This is a genomic window from Parviterribacter kavangonensis (assembly GCF_056863335.1).
Window position 1 is genome coordinate 1,295,511 of record NZ_JBXPJA010000001.1, and the last position, 23,704, is coordinate 1,319,214.

General features: G+C 73.3%; 25 protein-coding genes. 10 read left to right on the top strand and 15 right to left on the bottom strand.

Annotated features, from left to right (window positions below; genetic code table 11):
* Positions 1-86: 86 nt before the first annotated feature.
* From AC1UE4_RS06700 to AC1UE4_RS06720, 5 genes are all read right to left on the bottom strand, one after another.
* Positions 87-935 carry an NAD(+)/NADH kinase gene (locus tag AC1UE4_RS06700; protein ID WP_482916442.1) on the bottom strand — a complete coding sequence of 283 codons (849 nt, stop codon included), beginning with the start codon at positions 933-935 and terminating at the stop codon, positions 87-89.
* A complete protein-coding gene (locus AC1UE4_RS06705) occupies positions 932-1,723 on the bottom strand; it encodes a TlyA family RNA methyltransferase (protein ID WP_482916443.1) in 792 nt (263 codons plus the stop codon). The genes AC1UE4_RS06700 and AC1UE4_RS06705 overlap by 4 nt, the downstream gene beginning before the upstream one ends.
* 179 nt (positions 1,724-1,902) lie before the next feature.
* The gene (locus tag AC1UE4_RS06710; RefSeq protein WP_482916444.1) at positions 1,903-2,805 is read right to left on the bottom strand and encodes an alpha/beta hydrolase; all 903 of its coding nucleotides are present in this window, start codon (positions 2,803-2,805) and stop codon (positions 1,903-1,905) included.
* Complete coding sequence (gene dxs / locus AC1UE4_RS06715; RefSeq protein WP_482916445.1) at positions 2,792-4,732, bottom strand: 1-deoxy-D-xylulose-5-phosphate synthase; 1,941 nt, start codon at positions 4,730-4,732, stop codon at positions 2,792-2,794. The genes AC1UE4_RS06710 and dxs overlap by 14 nt, the downstream gene beginning before the upstream one ends.
* Positions 4,729-5,601, bottom strand: a complete 873-nt coding sequence (locus tag AC1UE4_RS06720; RefSeq protein WP_482916446.1) for a polyprenyl synthetase family protein — start codon at positions 5,599-5,601, stop codon at positions 4,729-4,731. Before AC1UE4_RS06720 ends, dxs begins: the two co-directional genes overlap by 4 nt.
* 24 nt (positions 5,602-5,625) lie before the next feature.
* On the opposite strand from AC1UE4_RS06720, the gene AC1UE4_RS06725 reads away from it, so the two are divergent.
* Positions 5,626-7,278 carry a sensor histidine kinase gene (locus AC1UE4_RS06725; protein ID WP_482916447.1) on the top strand — a complete coding sequence of 551 codons (1,653 nt, stop codon included), beginning with the start codon at positions 5,626-5,628 and terminating at the stop codon, positions 7,276-7,278.
* Here the strand turns inward: AC1UE4_RS06725 and AC1UE4_RS06730 are convergent.
* From AC1UE4_RS06730 to AC1UE4_RS06750, 5 genes are all read right to left on the bottom strand, one after another.
* Positions 7,275-7,472 carry a hypothetical protein gene (locus tag AC1UE4_RS06730; protein WP_482916448.1) on the bottom strand — a complete coding sequence of 66 codons (198 nt, stop codon included), beginning with the start codon at positions 7,470-7,472 and terminating at the stop codon, positions 7,275-7,277. The genes AC1UE4_RS06725 and AC1UE4_RS06730 overlap by 4 nt on opposite strands.
* Entirely contained in the window at positions 7,465-7,872 is a 408-nt protein-coding gene (locus AC1UE4_RS06735) for a transcription antitermination protein NusB (RefSeq protein ID WP_482916449.1), read from the bottom strand. Before AC1UE4_RS06735 ends, AC1UE4_RS06730 begins: the two co-directional genes overlap by 8 nt.
* Positions 7,873-7,879: 7 nt before the next feature.
* Positions 7,880-8,440, bottom strand: coding sequence for an elongation factor P (gene efp, locus AC1UE4_RS06740; protein ID WP_482916450.1), 561 nt, complete (start codon positions 8,438-8,440; stop codon positions 7,880-7,882).
* A gap of 78 nt (positions 8,441-8,518) precedes the next feature.
* On the bottom strand, positions 8,519-9,310 hold the full coding sequence (locus AC1UE4_RS06745; protein WP_482916451.1) for an acetoacetate decarboxylase family protein: 792 nt from the start codon (positions 9,308-9,310) through the stop codon (positions 8,519-8,521).
* A gap of 21 nt (positions 9,311-9,331) precedes the next feature.
* Positions 9,332-10,762 (bottom strand): aldehyde dehydrogenase family protein, encoded by a 1,431-nt coding sequence (locus AC1UE4_RS06750; protein ID WP_482916452.1) that lies wholly within the window; start codon positions 10,760-10,762, stop codon positions 9,332-9,334.
* 145 nt (positions 10,763-10,907) lie between these two features.
* On the opposite strand from AC1UE4_RS06750, the gene AC1UE4_RS06755 reads away from it, so the two are divergent.
* The 5 genes from AC1UE4_RS06755 to AC1UE4_RS06775 all read left to right on the top strand — a co-directional run bounded on the left by AC1UE4_RS06755 (position 10,908) and on the right by AC1UE4_RS06775 (position 15,628).
* A complete protein-coding gene (locus AC1UE4_RS06755; RefSeq protein ID WP_482916453.1) occupies positions 10,908-12,065 on the top strand; it encodes a hypothetical protein in 1,158 nt (385 codons plus the stop codon).
* Positions 12,066-12,173: 108 nt separating this feature from the next.
* Positions 12,174-12,356 carry a hypothetical protein gene (locus AC1UE4_RS06760; RefSeq protein WP_482916454.1) on the top strand — a complete coding sequence of 61 codons (183 nt, stop codon included), beginning with the start codon at positions 12,174-12,176 and terminating at the stop codon, positions 12,354-12,356.
* A gap of 93 nt (positions 12,357-12,449) precedes the next feature.
* The gene (locus AC1UE4_RS06765; protein ID WP_482916455.1) at positions 12,450-13,250 is read left to right on the top strand and encodes an SDR family NAD(P)-dependent oxidoreductase; all 801 of its coding nucleotides are present in this window, start codon (positions 12,450-12,452) and stop codon (positions 13,248-13,250) included.
* Between the two features lie 8 nt (positions 13,251-13,258).
* The gene (locus tag AC1UE4_RS06770) at positions 13,259-14,029 is read left to right on the top strand and encodes an acetoacetate decarboxylase family protein (protein WP_482916456.1); all 771 of its coding nucleotides are present in this window, start codon (positions 13,259-13,261) and stop codon (positions 14,027-14,029) included.
* A gap of 36 nt (positions 14,030-14,065) precedes the next feature.
* Entirely contained in the window at positions 14,066-15,628 is a 1,563-nt protein-coding gene (locus AC1UE4_RS06775) for an adenylate/guanylate cyclase domain-containing protein (protein WP_482916457.1), read from the top strand.
* 43 nt (positions 15,629-15,671) lie between these two features.
* On the opposite strand, the gene AC1UE4_RS06780 is transcribed toward AC1UE4_RS06775, so the two are convergent.
* Positions 15,672-17,435 carry an ABC-F family ATP-binding cassette domain-containing protein gene (locus AC1UE4_RS06780; RefSeq protein WP_482918215.1) on the bottom strand — a complete coding sequence of 588 codons (1,764 nt, stop codon included), beginning with the start codon at positions 17,433-17,435 and terminating at the stop codon, positions 15,672-15,674.
* Positions 17,432-18,364 (bottom strand): CAP domain-containing protein, encoded by a 933-nt coding sequence (locus AC1UE4_RS06785; protein ID WP_482916458.1) that lies wholly within the window; start codon positions 18,362-18,364, stop codon positions 17,432-17,434. The genes AC1UE4_RS06780 and AC1UE4_RS06785 overlap by 4 nt, the downstream gene beginning before the upstream one ends.
* Positions 18,365-18,453: 89 nt before the next feature.
* Between AC1UE4_RS06785 and AC1UE4_RS06790 the strand changes: the two genes are divergently transcribed.
* A complete protein-coding gene (locus tag AC1UE4_RS06790) occupies positions 18,454-19,104 on the top strand; it encodes a GGDEF domain-containing protein (RefSeq protein WP_482916459.1) in 651 nt (216 codons plus the stop codon).
* Here AC1UE4_RS06790 and AC1UE4_RS06795 read toward each other — a convergent pair.
* The gene (locus AC1UE4_RS06795; protein WP_482916460.1) at positions 19,052-19,504 is read right to left on the bottom strand and encodes a hypothetical protein; all 453 of its coding nucleotides are present in this window, start codon (positions 19,502-19,504) and stop codon (positions 19,052-19,054) included. The genes AC1UE4_RS06790 and AC1UE4_RS06795 overlap by 53 nt on opposite strands.
* Before the next feature lie 45 nt (positions 19,505-19,549).
* Between AC1UE4_RS06795 and AC1UE4_RS06800 the strand changes: the two genes are divergently transcribed.
* From AC1UE4_RS06800 to AC1UE4_RS06810, 3 genes are all read left to right on the top strand, one after another.
* Positions 19,550-20,047, top strand: a complete 498-nt coding sequence (locus AC1UE4_RS06800; protein ID WP_482916461.1) for a beta-class carbonic anhydrase — start codon at positions 19,550-19,552, stop codon at positions 20,045-20,047.
* Between the two features lie 91 nt (positions 20,048-20,138).
* Complete coding sequence (locus AC1UE4_RS06805; RefSeq protein ID WP_482916462.1) at positions 20,139-21,500, top strand: hypothetical protein; 1,362 nt, start codon at positions 20,139-20,141, stop codon at positions 21,498-21,500.
* Between the two features lie 39 nt (positions 21,501-21,539).
* On the top strand, positions 21,540-22,790 hold the full coding sequence (locus AC1UE4_RS06810) for a cytochrome P450 (protein ID WP_482916463.1): 1,251 nt from the start codon (positions 21,540-21,542) through the stop codon (positions 22,788-22,790).
* On the opposite strand, the gene AC1UE4_RS06815 is transcribed toward AC1UE4_RS06810, so the two are convergent.
* Together AC1UE4_RS06815 and AC1UE4_RS06820 are read right to left on the bottom strand one after the other, a co-directional pair.
* Positions 22,787-23,200 carry a hypothetical protein gene (locus tag AC1UE4_RS06815; protein WP_482916464.1) on the bottom strand — a complete coding sequence of 138 codons (414 nt, stop codon included), beginning with the start codon at positions 23,198-23,200 and terminating at the stop codon, positions 22,787-22,789. The two genes, AC1UE4_RS06810 and AC1UE4_RS06815, sit on opposite strands and share 4 nt — an antisense overlap.
* Positions 23,197-23,676: a hypothetical protein gene (locus AC1UE4_RS06820; protein WP_482916465.1), complete on the bottom strand. Its 480-nt coding sequence runs from the start codon at positions 23,674-23,676 to the stop codon at positions 23,197-23,199. Before AC1UE4_RS06820 ends, AC1UE4_RS06815 begins: the two co-directional genes overlap by 4 nt.
* Positions 23,677-23,704: the final 28 nt, after the last annotated feature.

Below are 23,704 nucleotides of genomic sequence, written 5' to 3' on the forward strand. Positions count from 1 at the left end.
ACGCATGTTCTGGTGCAGAGACGGCGCGAAGAGGGGGCGTTGCGGCGCGAAGACGGCCGGCCGCGGGCGCCAAGAGCGCGCGCAGCTCAGGACGAGAGCCGGCCGAACTTGTCGCGCAACCGGCGGTAGAACGTCGAGCCGGGGACCTGGGCGAGCGAGCCGACGTCGTGGCGGAAGCGCGCGTCGACCGACAGCCCCGGCCCGAGCTCGCCGATCAGGCGGCCGTCGACGGTCACGTCGACGACGTCGCGCGACCGGTTCTGCAGCGTCAGGACGTCGTTCGGCGCGACCACGAGCGCCCGCGCCGTCAGCGAGTGCGGGGCGATGAACGAGACGACGAACCCCTCCACGCCCCAGGCCAGCACGGGCCCGCCGTTGGCGAGGTTGTAGCCCGTGGACCCGGCGGGGGTGGCGACGACCACGCCGTCGCAGCGCACCGACCCGACCTCCTCGCCCTGGATCGAGTACCCGAGCTGGGCGACCCGCTCGCCGACCTTGCGATGGATCGAGACGTCGTTGATCGCCGCATGCGACCCGTCGGGTCCCTCCAGCACGACCGCGGGCAGCGGCAGCACCTCGAACTCGCCGGCGAAGGCGCGGTCGAACTCCTGCTCCATCTCCCCCGGCTCGATCGTCGCGAGGAACCCGACCTCGCCGAAGTTCACCGCGAACACCGGCACCTTCGTCAGCGCGAAGCGGCGCAGCGCCGAGAGGATCGTCCCGTCGCCGCCGAGCACGATGCACACCTCGAAGTCCTCGGCGGCCGAGTCGAGCACGAGCCCCTCGCGCGGCCCCAGGTCGTGCTTGCGCGTCTCGGCGGCGTCGAAGTGCAGCTCGAAGCCGTGGCGCAGCGCGGCCGCCAGCAGCGGGTCCAGGGCGCAGTTCGTCTCCTCGACCGAGCGGTGCGTCATCACCAGCGCGTTCCGCGAGCTCACACCGCCACCTCCGCCAGCGCGGCCTCGACGTCATCGACGGCTCCCGGACGGCCCGCCGGCCCGAACCACAGGAACGTCTCGACGTTCCCCTTCGGCCCCGGCAGCCCGGAGGGAGCGAACCCCAGCACCGAGCAGCCGAGCGACGAGACGCACGACGCCACCGACGCGACGGCGTCCCTGCGGTCATCGGCCGACCGCACGACGCCGCCCTTGCCGACCCGCTCGCGCCCGACCTCGAACTGCGGCTTGACCATCACGAGCGCGTCGAACGACGGCCCGAGGCACGCCACGACCGCCGGCAGGACCTTCGTCAGGGAGATGAACGACACGTCGGCGACGAGCAGGTCGGGCGCCCACGGGAGGTCGGAGGGAGCCAGCCGCCGCGCGTTCGTGCGCTCCAGCACGGTCACCCGCGGGTCCTCCCGCAGCGACCACGCCAGCTCGCCGTACGCCACGTCGACCGCCGCCACCTCGGCGGCGCCCCGCTGCAGCAGCACGTCGGTGAACCCGCCGGTCGACGCGCCCACGTCCAGGGCGCGACGTCCCGCGACCTCGAGGCCCAGCGCGTCCAGCGCGTTCGCCAGCTTCATCCCGCCGCGCGAGACGTACGCGGGGCCGGAGGCCACGTCGACCGTCACGTCGTCGGCGACGAGCTCCCCCGGCTTCGCGGCCCGCCGCCGCTCCGGCCCGACGAGCACCTCGCCGGCCATCACGGACGCCGCGGCACGGGTCCGGGAGGCGAAGAGCCCGCGCTCGGCGAGCAGCGTGTCGAGGCGCACCTTCCCCATCAGCGGGGGAAGTGTGCACGACGCGGCTCGGAACCGCCGCGAGAAGAGAAACGGCCCGGCTGGGAGGCCGGGCCGCTTCGGGGAGGAGAGATACTGCTGTGGGTCTGCTTTGTGATCTCTGAGGGAAGTGGGCGTCCCCACGGAGGGACTGCTCCGGATGATGGTGGTTGACTGGCCAGTCAACTGTGAGGCCGCACACAGAAAGCGGCCCGGATGGCGGAACCCGCCTCCTCCACGGCGTCCCGCGCCACGTCGACGGAGCCGAGCCAGCGGAAGAACCCGTGGACCGTCCCCGGATAGACGCTCAGCCGTGTCTCGACGCCAGCCGCCCGTAGCCGGTCGGCGTAGTCGGATCCCTCATCGGTCAGCGGATCGCACTCGGCCAGCAGCACCAGCGCCGGCGGCAGCCCGGACAGGTCGGCGGCCCGCAGCGGCGAGGCGTCGGGCGAGTGGCCCGACGCACCGGGCGCGTAGAGCTCCCACATCGCCTTCATCCCGTCCCGCGTCAGGCGGTAGCCCCCGCCGCCGTACTGCTGCATCGACGCCGTCGCGCAGGCGGCGTCGCACACCGGGTAGACGAGCAGCTGGAACGCAAGCGGCGGCGCTCCCGCATCGCGCGCCCGCCGCGCGACGACCGCAGCCAGGTTCCCGCCCGCGCTGTCGCCGCCGACGGCCAGCGGCTCGCCGGCGAACTCGCGGGCCAGCCACTCCAGGGCGTCCATGCACTCCGCCAGCTGGCCCGGGAACCGCACCTCGGGCGCCAGCGAGTAGTCGACGGACAGCACCGCGGCGCCCGACCGGTTGGCGAGCGCGCGGCACAGCGCGTCGTTCGCCGCGATCGTGCCCATCATCCAGCCGCCGCCGTGCATCCACAGCAGCGCGCCGGCCGCGTTCTCGGGCACGTAGAGCCGCCCGTGCTCCACGTCGCACACGGACGCGACGTCCTCCGGCTCCCCCACGTGCACCAGCGCGGTGCGGTCGTAGTCGGCCCGCGCCTCCTCCACCGACGCCGGCGCCGGCAGGTCCTCCCCAGCCTCGAGGACCGCCCGGATCTGGGGGTCGAGCTTGCTAGGCGCGCGCAAAGCGGCCCGTGCCGACCGCGGCGAGGATCCGCTCGGCGATCGCCTCGCCCGTGTAGCCGACCTCGTGATGCAGCAGCGCCGGCTTGCCGTGCGTGACGTACCGGTCCGGCAGCCCGACGCGCAGCACGCGCGGCAGCGCGCTGCCGGTGTCGTGCAGCTGCTCGAGCACGGCGGATCCGAACCCGCCGGCGAGCACGCCCTCCTCGACCGTGACGAGCATGTCGTGCTCCCCCGCGAGCTGCGCGAGCAGCCCCGTGTCGAGCGGCTTGGCGAACATCGCGTCGGCGACGGTCACCTCGAGCCCGCGCTCGGCGAGCAGGTCCGCCGCCTCGAGCGACTTCTGCACGCCCGTGCCGTAGCCGAGCAGCGCGACGTGCGAGCCCTCCCGCAGCAGCTGCCCGCGGCCGATCGGCAGCACTGACGGCTCGTCCGGGAGCGCGACGCCGATCGCCTCGCCGCGCGGGTAGCGCAGCGCGATCGGGCCGTCGTCGTAGACGAGCGCGGTGCGGAGCATGTGCTGCAGCAGCGCCTCGTCGCGCGGCGCCATCAGGACGATGTTCGGCAGGCAGCGCAGGTACGAGATGTCGAAGACGCCGTGGTGGGTCGGGCCGTCATCGCCGACGAGGCCGGCGCGGTCCATGACGAACGTGACGTTGAGGTTCTGCAGGCAGACGTCGTGGACGATCTGGTCGAACGCGCGCTGCAGGAACGTCGAGTAGATCGCCGCGACCGGCTTGGCGCCCTCCAGGGCGAGGCCCGCGGCGAAGAGGATGGCCTGCTGCTCGGCGATGCCGACGTCGAAGTAGCGGTCCGGCAGCGCCTTCTGGAGGTGGTCCAGGCCCGTGCCGGTGTTCATCGCCGCGGTGATGCCGACGACCCGGTCGTCGCGTTCGGCCTCGGCGACGAGCGCCTGGCCGAACACCTTCGTCCACTGCGCCGGCGCCGGGTTGGCGTCCTTGCCCGCGGGGACCGCCTTCGCGGGCGCCCGGTTGGCGATCGACTTCGGCTTGGCGGCATGCCACTTCTCCATGCCCTCCAGGCCGCCCTCCTCGGCGGGCGCGAAGCCCTTGCCCTTGACCGTCGCGATGTGCACGACGACCGGACGCTGCGCGTCCAGCGCCTTAGACAGCGCCGCGCGCAGCGAGCGCACGTCGTGGCCGTCGATGACGCCCATGTAGGCCCAGTCGAGCTCCTCCCAGAGGAGCCCCGGGGCCCAGAACGACTTGATCGACTCCTTCAGCTGCGGGCCGAGCCGCTCGAACGCGGCGCCGATGCCGCCGGGCAGCTCGGTCAGCTTCGCCTCGACGCCCTCGCGCGCGTGCCACAGCTTCGGGCTCAGGCGGACGCGGTTGAAGTACCGCGACAGCGCGCCGACGTTCGGCGCGATCGACATCCCGTTGTCGTTGAGGACGACGACCATCGGCGTGCCCAGCCCGCCCGCCTGGTGGATCGCCTCGAAGGCGACGCCGCCGGTCATGGCGCCGTCGCCGATGACGGCGACGACCTTGCCGGCGTCGATCTCGCCGCGCAGGCGCATGCCCTCCTTGAGCCCGACGGCGTAGCCGATCGAGGTCGAGGCGTGGCCGGCGCCCATGATGTCGTGCTCGGACTCGTGGATCGCGCAGAAGGGCGCCAGACCCTCGTACTGGCGGATCGTCCCGAGCTGGTCGCGCCGGCCTGTGAGGATCTTGTGGGGATAGGCCTGATGGCCGACGTCCCACAGGATCTTGTCCTTCGGGGAGTCCAGGAGCGAGTGCAGCGCGACGGCCAGCTCGCACGTCCCGAGGTTCGCCCCGAAGTGCCCGCCGATCTCGCCGACGGTGTCGATGATGTGCTCGCGGACCTCCTGGGCGACCGTGTCCAGCTCGTCGTCCGAGAGCCCGTGCAGGTCCTGAGGACGGTCGATGCGGTCGAGGATCCGTGTCATGAGGTCCGGGTGTGGATGAAGTCCGTGATCTGCTCGAGCTCGGTCGCGTCGCCGTCGTGCGCCGCGGCCGCCTCGGCGAGCGCGGTGCGCGCCCGGTCATGCGACTGCCGGGCCAGTGTACGCGCCCGGTCGAGCCCGAACTCCGACACGTAGGTCCGTTTGCCGTGCCGTTCGTCGGAGCCCTGCGGCTTGCCGAGGGCGTCGTCGGTGCCGGTCACGTCGAGGATGTCGTCGACGATCTGGAAGAGCACGCCGAGCTCGTCGGCGAAGGTGCGGTAGGCGGCGCTCGGCATGCCGTGCATCAGGAGTACGCACTCCACCGAGGCGCCGATCAGCCGGCCGGTCTTGAGCGCGTGCAGCGTCGGGAGGTCGGCGGCCGGCTCGTCGGTGACGTCGATCCACTGCCCGCCGACCATGCCGTTGACGCCCGTGGCGGCCGCCAGCTCGGCGACCGCGGCGAGCAGGTGCGCGGGCTCGCCGGTCTGGTGCTCGAGGATGTGGCGGAACGCCTCGGCGTAGAGCGCGTCTCCCGCGAGGATCGCGACGTCCTCGCCGTGGACCTTGTGGTTGGTCGGGCGGCCGCGGCGGAGGTCGTCGTCGTCCATCGCCGGCAGGTCGTCGTGGATGAGCGAGTAGGTGTGGATGAGCTCGATCCCGGCCGCGAGCGGCAGCACCGTGTCGGCGTCGCGCCCGATCGCGCGCGCGGTCGCGAGCGCGAGCACCGGGCGAATCCGCTTGCCGCCGGCAAGCAGCGAGTAGCGCATCGCCTCCTCGAGGCCGGCGGTCACCGCGTCGTCCGAGAACCGCATCCGGGCGAGGTACGCCTCGATCCTGTCGCGAAGGTGCTCGGGGTAGGTGGCCGCTGACACGCGCGGCGAGGATACGATCCGGACGTGGAACGCTCCCTGTCACGGAGGACGGCGTCCCGGATCGCCATCGGCTTCAGCGTCGTGGCCTTCGCGGCCCTGCTCATCGGCGCGATCCTGCTCGCCGAGTCGCAGTCCGGCCAGCGCGAGGACCTGCGCGACCGCCACACCTCGCGCGTCGGCGTCGCCGGCTCGCTCATCGACTCGCTCTTCCGGGTGGCGTACGCCGGCCAGGCGCGTCAGGCCGCCGAGGACTACACGGGCGACCGCGTCTCCCGCAGCGAGCTCGACCGCTCGGCGCAGGACAGCGGCAACGTGTTCCGTGCCGTCGTCGGCGAGGACGGCGAGGTGCTCGGCCGCTCGACCGGCACGCCCGACGAGGTGCTGAACGACGATGCGCTGCGCCGCGCGGCGCTCGAGTCCGACGTGGGCTACGCGCTGTCATCGGTCGGGATGACCGGCGAGCAGGACTACGTCGCGAACGCCGTCCCGTTCCGGCTGCGCGACGGCTCCACGCGGATCCTGCTGAGCGGCACGCCGGCCAAGGCGTTCCGCGACTTCCTCGACGGCAGCCTCACGCCGCTCGCGTCGCTCGAGCGGCGCCGCGCCTTCATCACCGACGGCAGCGGCAACCTGCTCGGCACGGCGGCGCCGAAGGGAGCGGAGCCCACGCCGCCGAACGACCTGGTCAAGGCGGTGATCGGCGCCAAGCAGGGGTGGGTCGGCGTCGACGGCGAGCGGGTGTTCTTCTCGGACGCGCCGCTCGCGGCGTCGCGCTGGCGCATCGCGCTCGCGACGCCGGAGTCCTCGCTCTACTCCTCGGTGTCCGGGTCGTCGCGCTGGGTGCCGTGGGTGCTGCTCGCGTTCGGCGCGATCGCGCTCGCCGCGATCGCCCTCCTGCTGCTGCGTCTCGCGCGTCAGAGCGAGCGGCTGCACGTCGCGAACGCCGAGCTGGCGCGCTCGAACGCCGACCTCGAGCAGTTCGCCTACGCGGCCTCGCACGACCTGTCCGCGCCGCTGCAGACCGTCGACGGGTTCGCCCAGCTGCTCGAACGCCGCAGCTCGGGCGACCTCGACGACAAGGCCCGGCTCTACCTGACGCACCTGCGGACCGGCGTCGGCCGGATGCAGCAGCTCATCGACGACCTGCTCGTCTACTCGCGCGTCGGCCGCGGGCCGATCGCCGCCGACCGCGTAGAGCTCGAAGGCGTGCTCGACGACGTCCTGGCGTCGCTGCACGGCGTCGTCGACGAGCGCCGCGCGGTCGTGACCCGCGACGAGCTGCCCGTCGTCCGCGGCGAGCGCGGCCAGCTCGCCCAGGTCCTGCAGAACCTCGTGGGGAACGCGCTGAAGTTCACCGCGCCCGACGTCGAGCCGCGGGTGCACGTCGGCGCCGCGCACGACCACGACGGCTCCTGGCGCATCTCGGTGACCGACAACGGGATCGGCGTCGGCGAGCAGAAGGAGTCGATCTTCAAGATGTTCGGCCGGCTGCACCCCGACGACGCCTATCCCGGCACCGGGATCGGGCTGGCGCTCGTCAAGCGCATCGTCGAGCGCCACGGCGGGCGCATCTGGGTCGACGCCACGCCCGAGGGCGGCAGCGTGTTCACGTTCACGCTGCCCGACCGGACGCCGGCGGCGGCGCCCGAGCCCGACCGCGTTCCGACGCCCGCCTAGAGCAGCGAGTCCTGGCCCGGCAGCGGCTCGACCGCGGCCTGGCGCGCGCGGCGCTCGAGTTCGGCGCTGGCCTGCGACGCCATCGCGGCGCAGTCCTCGACGAGACCGGCGGCCGCGTCCTGGCTCAGATCGCCGGAGCGGAGCTGCTCGGCGGCGCGCTCGAGGCGCTCGATGAGGGTGTCCAGCTCATCCATGGTTCGCCCGCGACTCTTGCAGAACGGCGTTCAGCACGCCGTTGACGAACTTCGGCGCGTCGGCCCCGCAGTACGACTTCGCGGTGTCGACGGCTTCGGAGATGGCGCCCTCGGCCGGGATCGGCTGGTCGGCCGGCACGGCGTCGGGATGGAGCATCTCGGTCAGCGCGACGCGCATGATCGCCTTCTCGAGCGGCGCGATGCGGTCGATCGTCCAGCCGTGCGCGTGGCGCTCGATCAGCCCGTCGAGGTCCTCGCTGTAGTCGTCGGCCGCGTGCGCGAGCGCACGCGTGAACATCGACGCGTCGCGCCCGAGGACGTCGTCGAGCGCGCGGCCGGTGAGCTCGTGCTGGTACAGGGCGAAGGCGGCCGCCCGGCGCTGATCGGACCTGCGGGCCACGTGGGCGCTACGCGCGCGACATGTAGGCGCCGGTCTCCGTCTGGATCTTGATCCGGTCGCCGATGTTCACGAACAGCGGCACCTGCACCGTCGCGCCGGTCTCGACCGTCGCCGGCTTGTTGCCGCCGCCGCTCGCGGTGTCGCCGCGCAGCCCCGGCTCGGTCTCCGTCACCTCGAGCTCGACCGACGCCGGCAGCTGGAGGTCGGCCGGCTTCTCGTCGATGAAGAGGACGTCGACCTCCTCGTTCGGCCGCGTCCAGCGCAGCTTGTCGGCGAGCGAGGCCTCGGGGATCGCGAGCTGCTCGTAGGACTCCGTGTCCATGAAGTGCGCGTCCTCGCCGTCGGTGTAGAGGAACTGCATCTTGCGCGCCTCGGTGCGCACGGCACGGAACTTCTCCCCCGCGCGGAACGTCCGGTCGATGACGTTGCCATCGCTGGTTCGCCGCAGCTTCGTCCGCACGAACGCCCCGCCCTTGCCGGGCTTGACGTGCTGGAACTCGACGACCTTGAAGACGACGCCGTCGACCTCGATGTGGTTGCCGTTCTTGAACTGGTTCGTCGAGATCACGTTCGAGAAGGCTAGCCGCGGCGCGGCCGGGCCTCGCGTCACCGGCGGCCGGCGCCGCCGGTGACGGGTCGAAGCGACTCAGTAGGTGTGCAGGATCCGGCCCCAGGGCAGCTCGAAGCTCCACGGGCCGCCGGAGTAGCCGGCGAAGAGCATCTTGCGCACGGGCAGCAGGTACCAGGGGTCGAGCGCGGAGTGCGTGTCGAACGTGACGCTTCCCGGCCCGGTGAACTGGTTCGCGTACCACTCGTCGGTCACGCGGTAGTTGTTCGTCTTCGGGCTGAAGTGCTCGATCAGCTCGACCTTCGGCGGCAGGCCTTCCGGGTGCGGGACGACGCGCAGCGTGAGCAGCGGGGTCTTGAACGGCTCGGCGTCCTCGCGCGGGATGACGCGCTCGGGCCGGAACAGCCCGGTCGCCAGGCGCGTGCCCTTCGGGCGCTCGACGATGCCGAGCATCCCCTGGTCGGTCTTCTGCAGCTCGATGTGCCCGAGCTTCTTCGGCACGCCCCAGATCTCGCGGCCGACGGCGATCGCCGCGTCCGAGGTCAGGAGGTTGTTGACGACGTACTCCACGGGCTCGCCCTGGAACGTCGCCGAGATGCTCAGGAACGCCTCCTGGTAGGAGCCGAGCGTGCACATCGGGGCGTCGAGGACCGCGAGCGTCGCCGTCGCCGGCAGCCGCAGCTCGAGGCAGTCGGGCAGCAGGTCGAGCGCCGCCTCCTCGTCGGTCTCGTACGTCCACGAGAGCAGCTCGAGGTTCCTGTAGTAGAACGGCGGCTCGGGGTAGATGGGCGCGTGGACGGGCATCGTCCCCGCCATCCGGTCGAGCGTCATGCGCCCCTGCCGGGTCGCCTGTGCGGTGTCGAGGGCCATGGTTTCCTCCTGGTTGTGGGGTCAGGCGCCGAGGGCGCCGTCGACGAGCGCCTGCTGCCGCTCGTCGTAGGGCGGGACGAACAGCGCGCACTGGTCGTCCGTGCCGCGGACGAAGACGCCGCGCGGGTTCGAGAACTCGCGGAACCCGTCGACGCCGTGATGGCGCCCGGTCCCGCTGTTGCCGACGCCGCCGAAGCCGAGCGACGGCAGTGCGCCCTGGATGGCGCACGCGTTCACGCACGCTCCGCCGGACGACGTGCGGCGCAGGACGTCCTCGGCCGCGGACTCCTCCTGCGTGAAGACGTAGAGGCCGAGCGGGCGCTCGCCGGTGTTGACGCGCGCGATGGCGTCGTCGACGGAGTCGTACGGGATCACCGGGAGGATCGGCCCGAAGACCTCCTCCTGCACGATCCCGAGGTCGTCCGGCGGATCGATGACGAGCGAGAGCGGCATGCGCCGCGTCTTCGGATCGATCGCGCCCTCGCTGTCGAGCTGGACGACCGTGCAGCCGGCCTCGCGCGCCTCGTCGACGAGCCCGACCAGGCGCTCGAGGTGGCGCTCGCTGATGATCCCGGTGCACGCGTCGGTGCGCGAGTAGTCCGGCACCGAGCGGTCGACGTGCTCCTTGGCCAGCGCGACGAACGCGTCGACCTCGTCCCGCGGCACGAGCACGTGGTCGACCGTGTTGCACATCTGGCCGTTCTTGATCATCTTGATCCCGACGATGTGGCCGACGCCCTCGGGCTCGACGCCGTCCTCGAGCAGGATCGCCGGGCACTTGCCGCCGAGCTCGAGCGTGAGCGGGACGAGGTGCTCGGCCGCGGCCTTCGCCACCTCGCGGCCGACGCGCGGGCTGCCGGTGTAGAGCAGGTGGTCCCACGGAATGCGGGCGAACTCGCGCGCGAGGTCGAGGCCGCCGACCGCGACGTCGACGAGGTCGGCGTCGAACGTCGCGCCGATCATGTCGCGCAGCAGCTCGCCGCATGCGGGCGTGAAGTCCGACGGCTTGAGGATGACCCGGTTGCCCGCCGCGAGCATGTCGACCAGCGGGCCGAGGCTGAGGTCGAACGGGAAGTTCCAGGGGACGATGTTGCCGATGACGCCCTTGGGCTCGAAGCGCATCTCGGCGCGGCCGGTCCCGAACATCGCGGGGTCCGCCTCGCGCGGCTCCGGCGCCATCCAGCCCTCGAGGTGCTCGGCCGCGTAGGCGGCGCGGCCGGCGACGCCGAGCGTCTCCACCATGTCGGCGAACAGGGCCGGGTGCGACCCGAAGTCCTCGCGCACGGCGTCGCGCACGCGCAGGCGGTTCGCCAGGATCATGTCCGCCACCGCGAGCACCCGTTCGCGCCGGTCCGCGGCGGACGGGTACGGGTCGCGCAGGAACGCCTTGCGCTGCACCTCGACCGATGTGCGCAGCGCCTCGATCGCCGCTGCGTCGCTGCTTGAAACCATCGTCGCCATCACGACCTCCCCGTCGCTCGACTTGCACGGCGACGCTACGGAGCGGTCCGAGCGCGAGGTATGGCGATGCTCCCCGAATCACATGAGCTCGCCGGCGCGCGCCTTGTGCGATACGCACAAGGCGTAGTGTCGCTCCATGTCGCTCTCCCGTCGTCTTCTCCCGGCCGCCTGCGTCGTCGCGGCCCTCTCCCTTCCCGCGTTGCCCGCCGATGCGCTCGGTGCCGGCAAGACGGTCTCCGCGTGCGCGTCCAAGAGCGGCACGTTGCGGCTCGCCAAGAAGTGCAAGAAGGGCGAGCGGAAGTACAAGCTCGTCACCTCGTCGACGCGCGGCCCGGCGGGTCCGGCCGGCGCGGCGGGCGCGCAGGGAGCCAAGGGCGATCCGGGTCCGAAGGGCGACGCCGGCGTGCAGGGCGCGACCGGCACCGCGAAGGCGAGCTCGTGCACGCCCGGCAGCGTCGTGACCGGCGTGACGGCGGCCGGCGACCTCACGTGCGAGGCGCTGCCGGCGTACAGCGCGGGCAGCGGGCTCGGGCTCGCGGGAGGCGTCTTCTCGCTGTCGCCGCCGATCACGCTCGAGTCCTCGGCCGGCCAGCCGCCGCTCACGGCGACGAACACCGCGACGACGGGATCGGTCCCCGGCCTTGTGGGTGAGACGAACTCGACCTCCCACGGCGTCGGGGCCACGGGAGGGGCGACCGGCGTGCGAGGCGTCGTCACGCCGACGACCCCCGGCGGCTACTCGGCGGGCGTGCGCGGCATCAACAACGGCACGAGCGGCACGGGCATCGGCGTCATCGGCTACCAGGCCGGCTCGGGCTGGGGCGTGTACGGCGAGACGCCCTCGGGCTTCGGCGTCTACGGCCTGACGACGAACAACGCCGCCTCGAGCGTCGGCGTGCGCGGGGAGACGTTCAGCACGGCCGGCACCGCCGTCGAGGCGAAGTACAGCGGCGCGGGGGACGGCGAGGCCCTGCAGCTGGACAACGGGAAGCTCACGGTCGCCGGAGTCAACAAGGCCGCGGTCAGGTTCACGCCCGTCGTGCTCTGCGGACCGGGCAACGCGTTCTTCGCCATCGACCATCCGTTCCTCAACGGCGACGCCGCCGCGCTGCCCCTGCTGACGCACGTCGACACGTCGCCCGCATCGCTGACCGCGGCGCCGGACCTCGCGCTCGTCTACAACGCCTCGGGCGGCGTCGCCGGGTGCACCGCCGACCGCTGGCTCATCTGGAACGAGTCGGGCGCTGCCATCCCGGCCGGCACGCAGGTGGACCTGCTTGTGATCAACGGGTGAACCTCGGCCCGCCCGAGTGACCAGGGTCACTGAAGAACATGTGTTCGGGGGTATCTTCGAATGTGCATAGAAGTAACAAGCGATTTGAACCCTCGGAGCCCCGAACAAATGACCGACCGCACCTGGAACCTGACCCTGACCCTCCCCGGTGAGGAGACCCGCACCATCCACGCCAACCAGAGCGAGATGGTCGGCATCCTCCGCGGCCTGATGGCCGGCGAGGCGCCCGCCGGCGCCGACGTGTCCGTGACCGAGCTGCACCCCGCCGGCTCGCTCCTGCGCGCCGCCTAGGCACCTCTCGCATCCCCCCGGTTGGGGCTTCCCCAACCGCCCCGACGCGCCCGCTTGCCGGGCGCGTCGTCGTTCGGTGGGGTTCGCGCCGTGATGGACGACGCCAGCCTCGCCGGGCGCGTCGCGCTCGTGACCGGCGCCGGCCGGCAGCGCGGCATCGGCCGCGGCATCGTCAACGAGCTCGCCCGCGCCGGAGCGGACGTCGCCGTCCACGCTCGCGTGTGGGACGACCGCGAGCCCTGGCCGCACGCCGACCTCGCCGCGCTCGGCCGCCGCGTCGCCGTCGTCGAAGGCGACCTCACCGACCGCTCCACCGTCGCGCGGATGCGCGACGAGATCGAGGCGGCGCTCGGGACCGTCGACGTGCTCGTCAACAACGCGGGCGTCGCCGGCGGCGCGGGCCAGGACGTCCTGCACGACCTCGACGACGACCTCTGGTACCGGACGGTCGACATCAACCTCAACGCGGTCTACCTCGTCACGAAGGCCTTCCTGCCGGGGATGGTCGCGGCGGGGCGCGGCTCGATCGTGAACATCTCGTCCGTCGCCGGCCGCGCCGGCCAGCCGCGGATGGGCGCGTACGTCGCGACGAAGTTCGCGCTCATCGGCCTCACCCAGCAGCTGGCGCTGGAGTACGCACCGGCGATCCGGGTCAACTGCATCTGCCCGGGATCGACCGACACGGACATGATGGACGGCACGTTCGCCCGCCGCGACGCCGCCGCCGGAGCGCCGCCCGGCACCGCGAAGGCGACCCGGATCTCGGGCCTGCCGCTCAAGCGCCAGGGCCGGCCCGAGGACATCGGCCGGGCGGTCCTGTTCCTCGCCTCCGGCGCCGCGGACTGGGTGACGGGACAGACGCTGAACGTCGACGGCGGGCAGCGATTCGACTGAGGGAGAACATGGGCTACGTCAAGACCCCCGAGGAGATCGCGCGGATCCAGGCCGCGCTGCGCAACCCGCGCTTCGTCCGCGCGAGGAAGGTCACCGTCGACTTCCTCACGGAGCCGGCGACGATCGAGCGCCTGCTGCCGCCCGGCTTCGAGCCGGTCGACCAGCCGCTCGTCACCGTCATGGTCGGCCACTACGCGAGCAACTGCGTGGGCGACTTCGCCGGCGGCTCCGTCTACCTCCATTCGCGCTTCGGCGACGTCGAGGGGACCTACGCGCTGCAGATGTGGATGGACACCGACCACGCGACGCTGTTCGGCCGGGACCTCTACGGCGAGCCGAAGAAGATCGCCGACGCCGGCGTCGAGCGCGACGGCGACCGCGTGACCGCGTTCATCGAGCGCGGCGGCGTCCGGCTCGTCGACCTCGCGGTCGAGCTGCGCAACGAGCACCCGCCCTCGAAGGTCCTGCGCAACGCGTTCAACGTGAAGGCGCGGCCGGCCGCGGGCCGCGACGGGCTCGAGGAGGACGCGATCGTCACGTGCGCGGAGAACGAGGACGACCGTCAGCTGCACCGCGACGGACCGGCGACGCTGACCCTGACCGGCACGGAGCTCGATCCGCTCGATGAGGTGCCCGTCGTCGAGGTGCTGCGCGGGACGTACGTCGAGGGCGACGCGAGCGCGACGCTGCGCGTCGTCGGGAGCATCCCCGCCGCCGACTTCCTTCCCTACGCGTTCGGCCGCAACGACGACTGGAGCCTGCTCGACACGTCGGGCTGACGCGCGGCGGCGCCCCGCGATGACAAGCTGCCGGGCGTGGCGCTGCGCTCCCGGCTCGACGGGCTGATCGACCACCGCTGGCTCGTCGGCGACCCCGACGAGCCCGGCCGCGCCGTGGCCCGGCGCGTGCGCTGGCTGACGCTCGTCGCCATCGCCGTGGCGAACGCGATCGGCGCGCTCGTGGTGATCGCGTTCGCGCTGCTCGTGCTGCCGAAGCCGCCGCTCGACGACGAGACCTCGACGCTCGTCCTGAACCTCGTCCTCGCCGGCGCCTACACGGTCCTCGCGCTGCTGATCGGCGTCGTGTGGGGCACGCGCAAGCTCGAGCGCGGCCGTCACGGGATCCGCCCGTGGGTCGTCGGGGAGCGCGCGCCGACCGACCGCGAGCGGCGCTTCGCCCTGCGCGCGCCGATGCGGATCATGACCGTGGAGCTCGTGCTGTGGGGCGGCGCGGTCGTGCTCTTCACGCTGCTGAACCTGCAGTGGGATCCGCTGCTGGCGCTCGGCGTCGCGTGCACCGTCGCGCTCGGCGGGATCACGACGAGCGCCGCCGCGTACCTGCTCTGCGAGCTGGCGCTGCGCCCGGTGGCCTCGCGTGCGCTGGCCGACGCGGACGGCCGGCGCCCGCGGACGCGCGGCGTCGCGACGCGGTGGCTGCTCGCCTGGGCGCTGGGGACCGGCGTCCCCGTCGTCGGGCTGCTGCTCGTCGGCGTCGTCGCGCTGACGTCGGTCGACATCTCCGAGACGACGCTCGGCATCACGATCATCGCCCTGTGCGCGATCGCGTTGGTGTTCGGCGCGGGCGTGTCGGTGCTCGCCGTCTACGCGACCGTGCACCCCATCGCGTCGATCCGGCAGGGACTGGATCGCGTCCGCGGCGGCGACCTCGACGCGGCGGTCAGCGTGTGGGACACGACGCAGATCGGGCTGCTGCAGGAGGGCTTCAACGAGATGGTGCGCGGCCTGCGCGACCGCGAGCGCATCCGCGACCTCTTCGGCCGCCAGGTCGGCGAGGACGTGGCGCAGCGGGCGCTGTCGGACGAGATCGAGATGGGCGGCGAGGTCCGCGAGGTGAGCGTGCTCTTCGTCGACATCGTCGGGTCGACCACGCTCGCCGCCGAGCGCGACCCGGAGGACGTCGTGACCCTGCTCAACCGCTTCTTCGACGTGGTCGTCGACGTCGTCGAGTCGTGTGGCGGGTGGATCAACAAGTTCGAGGGCGACGCCGCGCTGGCGATCTTCGGCGCGCCCGTGCCGGTCGACGGCGCCGCGTCGTGCGCGCTGACCGCCGCGCGCCGGCTGGCCGAGCGGCTGCGCGAGGAGGTGCCCGAGATCGCCGCGGGGATCGGCGTCGCGACCGGCGAGGCCGTCGCCGGCAACGTCGGAACGGAGCGGCGCTACGAGTACACGGTCATCGGCGACCCGGTCAACGAGGCCGCCCGCCTCTCCGACCTCGCCAAGGACCGCGACGTCCCCGTGCTCGCGAGCGCGGCGACCCTCGAGGCGGCGACCGGCGACGAGGCCGAGCGCTGGACGACCGGCGACGAGATCACCCTCCGCGGCCGCGCCGAGCCGACCGTCCTCGCGGCGCCCCGCTGAGATCGCGCGCCCTCTTGGCGCCGAGAGGGTCGCGGAAGGGGGTTCAGCCCTCGAGGGTCTCGCTGGCCTCGAGCCAGGCGGCCTCGAGGTCGTCCCTCTCGGCGTGGAGCGCGCGGAGCTCCTCGTCGAGGGCGCGGAGGCGGGCGTGGTCGGTCGCGGCGGCGGCCATCTCCTCGTGGAGCTCTCCCTCGCGGATGGCGATGCGCTCCAGCCGTCGCTCGACGCGCTGGAGCTCCTTGCGGGCGGCGCGCAGGACCGCGCCGGGCGGCGGGGATCCGGCGGCGAGGCCGGTCTTCGGCGGCGGGGGCGGCTCCTCGGCCGCGTGGCGCTCGGCGAGGTACTGGTCGATGCCGCCGGGCAGGTGCCGGATGCGGCCGCCGGCGTCGAGCGCGTAGACGTCGTCGCAGACGCGTTCGACGAAGTACCGGTCGTGGCTGACGACGACCAGCGTGCCCGGCCATGCGTCGAGCAGGTCCTCGAGCGCGGTCAGCGTGTCGATGTCGAGGTCGTTCGTCGGCTCGTCGAGCAGCAGCACGTTCGGCTCGCCCATGAGCAGCCGCATGAGCTGCAGCCGCCGCCGCTCGCCGCCCGAGAGGTCGCGCACGAGCGTCCGGCCGCGTTCGCCACGGAACCCGAAGCGCTCGGCGAGCTGGCCGGCCGTCAGCTCGGTCCCGTCGCCGAGCCGCACGCGCCCGCGAACCTCCTCGACGGCCTCGAGCACGCGCAGGCCGCCGGGCAGCTCGGTCGCCGCCTGCGAGAGGTGGGCGACCCGCACCGTCGCGCCGCGGTCCACGCCGCCCGACGACGGCGTGGCCTCGCCGGCCAGCACGCGCACCAAGGTCGACTTGCCCGACCCGTTGACGCCGACCAGCGCGACGCGGTCGCCGGGCGCGAGCCGCCACGTCACGCCGCGCAGCACCGGCCGGTCGCCGTAGGAGACCGCGACGTCCTCGGCCTCGAGCACCTTCGACCCGAGCCGCGCGGTCGCGAACCGCAGCAGCTCGGCACGGTCGCGCGGCTCCGGCTCCCCGGCGATGAGCGCGTTGGCCGCCTCGATGCGGAACTTCGGCTTCGACGTGCGGGCGGGCGGCCCGCGCCGCAGCCAGGCGAGCTCCTTGCGCAGCAGCTGGCGGCGGCGCTCCTCGCGGGCGGCCGCCTGGCGCTCGCGCTCGGCCCGCGCGAGCACGTACGCCGCGTAGCCGCCCTCGTACTGATGGACGGAGCCGTCGGCGACCTCCCACGTCGCCGTGCACACGGCGTCGAGGAACCAGCGGTCGTGCGTGACGACGACGAGCGCTCCGCGCCGCGCCGCGAGGTGGCGGGCGAGCCAGTCGACGCCCTCGACGTCGAGGTGGTTCGTGGGCTCGTCGAGCAGGAGCAGGTCGGGATCGCCGAGCAGCGCCGCGGCGAGCGCCACGCGGCGCCGCTCCCCGCCCGACAGCGGCGCGACCGGGGCGTCGAGCGCCACGCCCGCCAGCAGGCCCGCGGCGACCGCGCGGACCCGCGGATCGGCGCCCCACTCGTGGTCGGCGACGTCGCCGCCGAGCGCCTCGCGAACCGTCGCGCCCGCGAGCTCGTCGCCCTGGGACAGCGCCGCCACGACGACGCCGCCCGTGCGGGTGACCGCGCCGGCGTCTGGTTCCTCCGCGCCGGCGAGCAGCCGCAGGAGCGTCGACTTGCCGTCGCCGTTGCGGCCGACGACGCCGATCCGCTCGCCGTCGGCGACGCCGAGCGTGACCTCGGCGAGGACGGACCGCGCGCCGTAGCCCTTGGCGACGGACTTCAGGTTGACGAGGCTGCGGGCTATCGCGACGACCGGGGCGCGAGCGGACCGGTGAACTCGTCCTTGAACGCCGCGGGCTCGGCCAGGTCGAGCACGAGCTTGGCCCGCGGCTGCTGCGACGCGAGCTCCGCGTCGAGCGCCTCCTTGGTGAACGGGAAGACGACGTCCTTCGACCCGCGCGCGGGGATGGTGACCTCGACGGGGGTCGACGCGCCGCCCGTGCTGATCAGCCGCAGCGTCGCGGTGAACCGGCAGGTCACACGCGCCACGCAGCGCAGCGTCTGCGTGACGGTGTCCGTCCCGCTCCTCGGCGCGCCACCGGGCTGGACGGGCGAGCCGGTGAAGGGTGGCGCGGGCAGCTTGTGCGGGCACGACGCGGCCGGGCGCGTCTTCGACGACGCGGGCTTCCGGCCCGCCTTCAGGCCGAAGTCGACGACGAGGTAGGTCGTCTTGAGGAACGGCGCGCCGGGGGCCTTGCCGACCTTGAAGCCGATCCCCACGTCGCGGAAGCGCGGATCGAAGACCGCCGAGCACGGGTGGCCCTTGCCGGCGACGAGCCCGCGCACGAGGTCGTACGCCGTGGCCGCCTCGTCCTCGATGCCGAGCGCCTCGTTGTAGGCCGAGAAGCGGTACCCGGCGCCGCGGATGCGGGAGGCCATCGTGCTCCCGTTCCTGCCGTTGTGGTTCGCGTAGCCCTTGCGCGCCTCGTCGGACGCGTGGCCCTGCGCGGCCTTCTCGAGCTGCGACGAGCGGGCGAACGCGGGCAGGCCCTGCGCCTTGCGGGCCGCGTTGATGACGCAGAGCGCCGCGGCCCGGACGTCCGTCGGCTTCGCGAGCGGGTTCGGGACGTACTGCCCGTCGCAGTCGGGGGCCTTGAGCGAGCCGCCGGCGAGCGCGGGCGGGCAGAGGGCCAGGACGGCCGCGGCGACGACGGCCGGCACGAGGAAGCGCATGGACGCGACCCTAGTCGAGCGCAGGGTCATCCGGTCAAAGGGCCGATCAGCCCATCATCGGCCGACCCCGCGGAGCCGACATCAGGGGGGTGACCGCCGTGATCGAGATCGCCGTCGGCGCGGCGGTGCCGCTCGCGCTGCTGCTCCTCGTCGTCTCCCTCGCGGCCGCGCGGCGCTGCATCACCGACCGCGACCGGTCGGAGGAGCTCAACGAACGGCTCTCGGACTCCGTCCGCCACGACCCGCTGACCGGGCTGCTCAACCGCCGGGCGCTGGCCGAGGACCTCGACGCGCGGCCGCCGGGCGTCCGGGCGACCGTCCTGCTGTGCGGCGTCGACCACTTCAAGGACCACGACGACGCGCTCGGCCATCAGGCCGGCGACGACGCCCTGCGCCGGATCGCGCTCGCCGTCCGCGGCGCGCTGCGCGCCGAGGACCGCGCGTACCGCTACGGCGCCGAGCAGCTGCTGATCCTGCTCGACCGGGCGTCCGTGCGCACGGGCGCCGAGGTGGCCGAGCGCATCCGCGGCGTCGTCCGCGCCGCCGCGATTGAGCACCCGCACGGGATCGACGGCCTGGCGACCGTGTCGATCGGCGTCGCCCACGGCATCGGCGACGTCGCCGCGCTGATCGCCGAGGCCGACGCCGCGCTCCACGCAGCGAAGACCGCCGGGCGCGACCGCGTCGTCAGCGCCCGAGCACGCGCAGCAGCTGAGCCGCGCGCAGCGACGCCTCGCTGAGCTGGCGGCGCACGTCGGCCAGGCCGGCGCGCAGCTCCGCGTCGCCCACCTCGACCGGGAGCATCGAGTCCTGCAGGTCCGCGAGGATCGTGTCGGCCTCGCTGGCCGCGTCGGCCGCGCGCTCGAGCGACTCGCGCGCCGTGGCGACCCGTGGCGCGCGCGGATCGAAGCGCCGGATCCGCATGCGATGGCGCTGTGCGAACTCCGTGTGCGTCCGCTTGGCGCGCCCGTAGGCGGCCTGCACCGGTCGGAAGAGCTGCGCCTCGAGCTGATCGGCGGCGCGCTCGTCGAGCTCCTCGAAGGCATCGCCGAGAGCGGCGAGCGAGACGGCGATCTCGTCGATCGCCTTGGCGACGGTGTCCAGCAGCTCCTGCCGGGCCTCGGAGGTGACGTAGCTCATCGGGGCGCACAGCCTAGGGACCCGCGGCCTATGATCGCGCCGCCGATGCCGAACGCCGATGAGATGCTCGAAGCGGCCGCCACCCGCGCCGACGAGCTGAAAGCCCCGGGCCTCAGCCCGCGCCCCCGCCGCCAGGTCGCCGTGCTGTCCTGCATGGACACCCGGATCGACCTCTTCCCCATGCTCGGGATCGAGCGTGGGGACGCCCACATCATCCGCAACGCGGGTGGTCTCGTGACCGACGACGCGATCCGGTCGCTGAGCGCGTCCCAGCGTCTGCTGGGCACCGAGGAGATCGTCGTCGTCATGCACGAGGGCTGCGGTCTCCACGGCGCCTCGGAGGACGACTACGCGCGAATGCTGCGCGCCGACGGGGTCCTCCCCACCTGGCGGCTGGGCGCCTTCGACGACATCGAGGCGACGCTGCGCGACAGCCTCGAGCGCCTGCGCCGCAGCCCCGAGCTCCCCCACCGCGGGAACATCCGCGGCTTCGTCTTCGACCCCGAGGACGGCACGCTGCGCGAGGTCGACCCGCCGAAGTAGGCCCGGCCCCGCCACCGGGGTCGGAGCCGCGCCCGCAGGTCCGGGGGGATCCCCGATGTACCCGCGAGCGCGCCCGGCCAAGGTGGCGGCCATGAAGACGACCTCGCTCGCGGCCGCGCTCGGCGCGGCCCTCGCGCTCGCGGCGCTTCCGGCGGCCGCGGACGCCCGGACGACCGGCAGCGACCTCTCGCGCGCCGCGACCACGACCCTCTCCTGTACCGCCGCGTGCACGCTGGCCTGGGGCGCCGACGGCTGGTTCGACGTCCAACTGCCCGAGGGGGAGATCGTCACGTCGTGGACGGCGGACCTGGCGCCCGGCACCACCGCGCGCCTGCGCCTCGTGCGTCACGACGGCGACGGCACGTCCACGGCGCTCGGCGCCACCGAGGCGGTCACGGGCTCGGCCGCCGGCGGCGTGCAGACGTTCAAGACGCACCTCGCCGTCCCGGCCCGCGACGCGCGGATCGCGGTCGACCTGCAGTCCGGCGGCATCCGGGCGGTGAACGACGACAGCTACGGCGTCCGGCACTTCGAGCCGGCGCTCGGCGACGCCGAGACCCGCGCGGGGACGCGCACCGGCGAGGAGCTGCGGCTCAGCGTGACGACCGAGGGCGACTTCGACCGCGACGGCAAGGGCGACGAGACCGAGGACGACTGCGTCGCCTGCTCCCCCACCACCCCGTCGACGCCGTCGACTCCAGCCGCTCCCTCCACCCCGCCCGCATCCGACCCGGGCACGCCCGCGTCACCCGCCGCACGCCACGCGCTCCTCGTCGACACACGGGCGCTGCTGCGCGCGGGCGCCGAGGGCCGGCGCGGGCTCGTCGACGTGTACGTCGTCAACGACAGCGCGAAGGCGTTCGACGCGACCTTCGTCGTGAAGGCCGGCGGGAAGAAGGTCGGCAGCGGCTCGGTCAAGGACCTGGAGGCCGACAGCCACGTCGTCGTCGGCGTCAAGCTCGCCCGCACGCAACTGCGCACGCTGCAGAAGCGCGGCAGCGTCAAGCTCACGCTCGAGGGCACCGCGAAGCTCGCCAACGGCGCGACCGACGCGATCGCGCAGCCGCTGACGGTCGTCAAGGGCGGCGACGCGCGCTACGACGGCACGTGGCGCGGGCCGGGCCAGTTCACCCTGGTCGTCGAGCGCGGCACCATCCGCACGGTCACCGCGAGCGTGCTCGGCTACTGCCCGGACAGCAGCTCGCAGCTGTCGATGAACGTGTTCACCTCGAACGGCGCGCCGGCGATCGTCAAGCACGACGGCTCGTTCGAGATGGTCAACGGCCGCGCCGTCAGCCAGGAGAACACCTACCGCGGCAAGCTCTCGCTGAAGGGCACCGGGAAGGGCTACGCATCCGCGTACAAGGTGCGGATGAACATGAGCGGCAGCAGGATGTACCTCGAGGGCTGCACCGGAGCCACGAACTGGACGGTGAAGCGCGTCAAGCGGTGAACTGGCTGCGCAGCCAGTCCGGGGCGTAGAGTGCCGGCCATGGCTGACGGCGACCTCCTCACCGATCTCTCGAGCCTCGACTTCTGGCGGCAGGGCCCCGAGCCTCGCGAGCCCGTCTTCGAGGAGCTGCGACGGAACCGCCCGCTCACCTGGCACCGGACGCCCGACGACATCTTCAACCTCGGCGTCGACCCGGACGACGGCTACTGGGCCGTCGTCCGCTACGACGACGTGCGGCGCATGAGCCGCGACCCGAAGACGTTCTGCTCGGGGCAGGGCGTCATGTTCGGCGAGTCGCCGCCCGAGATGCTCGAGGCGACGCAGTCGTTCCTCGCGATGGACGCCCCGCGCCACACGAAGCTGCGCGGCCTCGTGTCGTCGGCGTTCACGCCGAGGCAGGTCAAGCGGATCGAGGACGGGATCCGCGCGAACGCCCGGATCGTCGTCGAGGAGGCGGCGGGGACGGGCGGCGGCGACTTCGTCGAGCTCATCGCCAAACGGCTGCCGCTCATGACGATCAGCCACATGATCGGCGTGCCGGAGGCCGACCGCGAGCGCGTCGTGCACGCGGCCGACGTGCTCGTCACCGTGCTCGATCCTGAGGTGACGAAGGGCCGTGAGCCGCTGCTGGTCATGGGCGAGGCGATCTGGGAGCTGACGCAGTTCGCGACCGAGCTCGCGTCGTTCCGCGAGCAGCATCCCGGCGACGACCTCATGACCGCGCTCGTCCAGGCCGAGGTCGACGGCGAGAAGCTCACCCACGCGGAGATCGGCGCGTTCTTCATCCTGCTGTCGGTCGCCGGCAACGACACGACGCGCCACACGACGTCCCTGGGCATGCGCGCGCTGACGGTCCACCCGGACCAGCGCTCCTACCTCGTCGAGGACCTCGAGGGGCGGATGCCCGCCGCGGTGGAGGAGCTCGTCCGCTGGGCGACCCCGGTCATGGACTTCCGCCGGACCGCCACGCGCGACGTCGAGCTGCACGGCGAGACCATCAAGGAGGGCGACAAGGTCATCCTCTTCTACACGTCGGCCAACCGGGACGAGAGCGCGTTCGAGGACCCGTACCGGTTCGACGTCTCGCGCGACCCGAACCACCACGTCGGGTTCGGCGGCGGCGGGCCGCACTACTGCCTCGGCGCCTCGCTGGCGCGGACGCAGCTGCGCGCGATCTTCACCGAGCTGCTGACGCGGCTGCCCGACATCGAGGCCGGCGAGCCGAGCTACTTCGACGGCTCCTTCATCAACGCGGTCGGGTCGATGCCGTGCACGTTCACCCCGCGCTAGAGGGCGACTGACGCGATCGCCTCGACCGCCCGGGCCCAGTGCTCCGGGCGCAGGCGGATGTGCGACTGCTGGCTCATCGAGCGCGCGGCGACGCCGATCGCCTCGACGGGCGGCGCGTTCTCGAGCCGCGGGACGACGACCAGCGGCTCCAGCGCGACCGACCACGGCCACCGCGCGGGGTTGAAGCTGTTCGCGTGCCGGTCCGTCGGCTCCTCGGTCACCTCGGCGAGGGCGAAGACGCGCCGCCAGCCGGCGGCGTAGAGGACGACGCGGTCGCCGGGGTCCATCCGCGGGCGGCGGGGGAACCACGTGCGCTCGAGCCGGGTGAGCCCGTCGCCGGCGAGCCAGTCGTCGGGCAGCGACCACCCGGCGCGCCCCAGCGTCTTGAGCCAGTGGGCGGCCTCGGTCACCCGATGACGATCGCGGCGGGGTCGATCCCGGCCGCGACGAGGTCGCGGTCGAGCGCGTCGCCGATCGCTCGCCGCACGTCGGCGTCGTAGACCTCGTCGAAGCCGCGCGCGGCGATGCGCGCGAGGCCGGCGCCGATCGCGGTGCTGACGCCCGCCGCGGTGGTGAGCCGCTTCGCGCGCAGCTCGCCGCGCAGGCGGCGGATGAGCGCCGCCACCATCCGGTTGCCGGTCTTCGTGGCCATCGCGTAGTCGGGCGCGGCGGCGGAGGGCGCCGCGGGCGCGGTCGGCGCGAGCGGGCGCGTCGGGATCTTGCCGTTGACGAGCGACGGGCCGAGCGTCGCGGGCGCGCCCTGGACGGTGTTGACCGGCAGGCGCGCGGGCGTGCCGTCGCCGTCGCCGACCGCCAGTGCGAGGGCGACCGCGCCGGCCGGGACGGTGACGGCCAGCACACCGGTGAGGAAAGCTCGCGACGGCACGCCTACAGGGTGCCACGCGCCGGGCGTA

What these genes read in the sequence shown, in the direction of transcription:
- AC1UE4_RS06705 (WP_482916443.1), bottom strand. Translation starts at nt 1,723, where the DNA reads ATGGGGAAGGTGCGCCTCGACACGCTGCTCGCCGAGCGCGGGCTCTTC.
- dxs (WP_482916445.1), bottom strand. Translation starts at nt 4,732, where the DNA reads ATGACACGGATCCTCGACCGCATCGACCGTCCTCAGGACCTGCACGGG.
- AC1UE4_RS06730 (WP_482916448.1), bottom strand. Translation starts at nt 7,472, where the DNA reads ATGGATGAGCTGGACACCCTCATCGAGCGCCTCGAGCGCGCCGCCGAG.
- AC1UE4_RS06745 (WP_482916451.1), bottom strand. Translation starts at nt 9,310, where the DNA reads ATGGCCCTCGACACCGCACAGGCGACCCGGCAGGGGCGCATGACGCTC.
- AC1UE4_RS06750 (WP_482916452.1), bottom strand. Translation starts at nt 10,762, where the DNA reads ATGGTTTCAAGCAGCGACGCAGCGGCGATCGAGGCGCTGCGCACATCG.
- AC1UE4_RS06755 (WP_482916453.1), top strand. Translation starts at nt 10,908, where the DNA reads ATGTCGCTCTCCCGTCGTCTTCTCCCGGCCGCCTGCGTCGTCGCGGCC.
- AC1UE4_RS06760 (WP_482916454.1), top strand. Translation starts at nt 12,174, where the DNA reads ATGACCGACCGCACCTGGAACCTGACCCTGACCCTCCCCGGTGAGGAG.
- AC1UE4_RS06765 (WP_482916455.1), top strand. Translation starts at nt 12,450, where the DNA reads ATGGACGACGCCAGCCTCGCCGGGCGCGTCGCGCTCGTGACCGGCGCC.
- AC1UE4_RS06770 (WP_482916456.1), top strand. Translation starts at nt 13,259, where the DNA reads ATGGGCTACGTCAAGACCCCCGAGGAGATCGCGCGGATCCAGGCCGCG.
- AC1UE4_RS06785 (WP_482916458.1), bottom strand. Translation starts at nt 18,364, where the DNA reads ATGCGCTTCCTCGTGCCGGCCGTCGTCGCCGCGGCCGTCCTGGCCCTC.
- AC1UE4_RS06795 (WP_482916460.1), bottom strand. Translation starts at nt 19,504, where the DNA reads ATGAGCTACGTCACCTCCGAGGCCCGGCAGGAGCTGCTGGACACCGTC.
- AC1UE4_RS06800 (WP_482916461.1), top strand. Translation starts at nt 19,550, where the DNA reads ATGCCGAACGCCGATGAGATGCTCGAAGCGGCCGCCACCCGCGCCGAC.
- AC1UE4_RS06805 (WP_482916462.1), top strand. Translation starts at nt 20,139, where the DNA reads ATGAAGACGACCTCGCTCGCGGCCGCGCTCGGCGCGGCCCTCGCGCTC.
- AC1UE4_RS06810 (WP_482916463.1), top strand. Translation starts at nt 21,540, where the DNA reads ATGGCTGACGGCGACCTCCTCACCGATCTCTCGAGCCTCGACTTCTGG.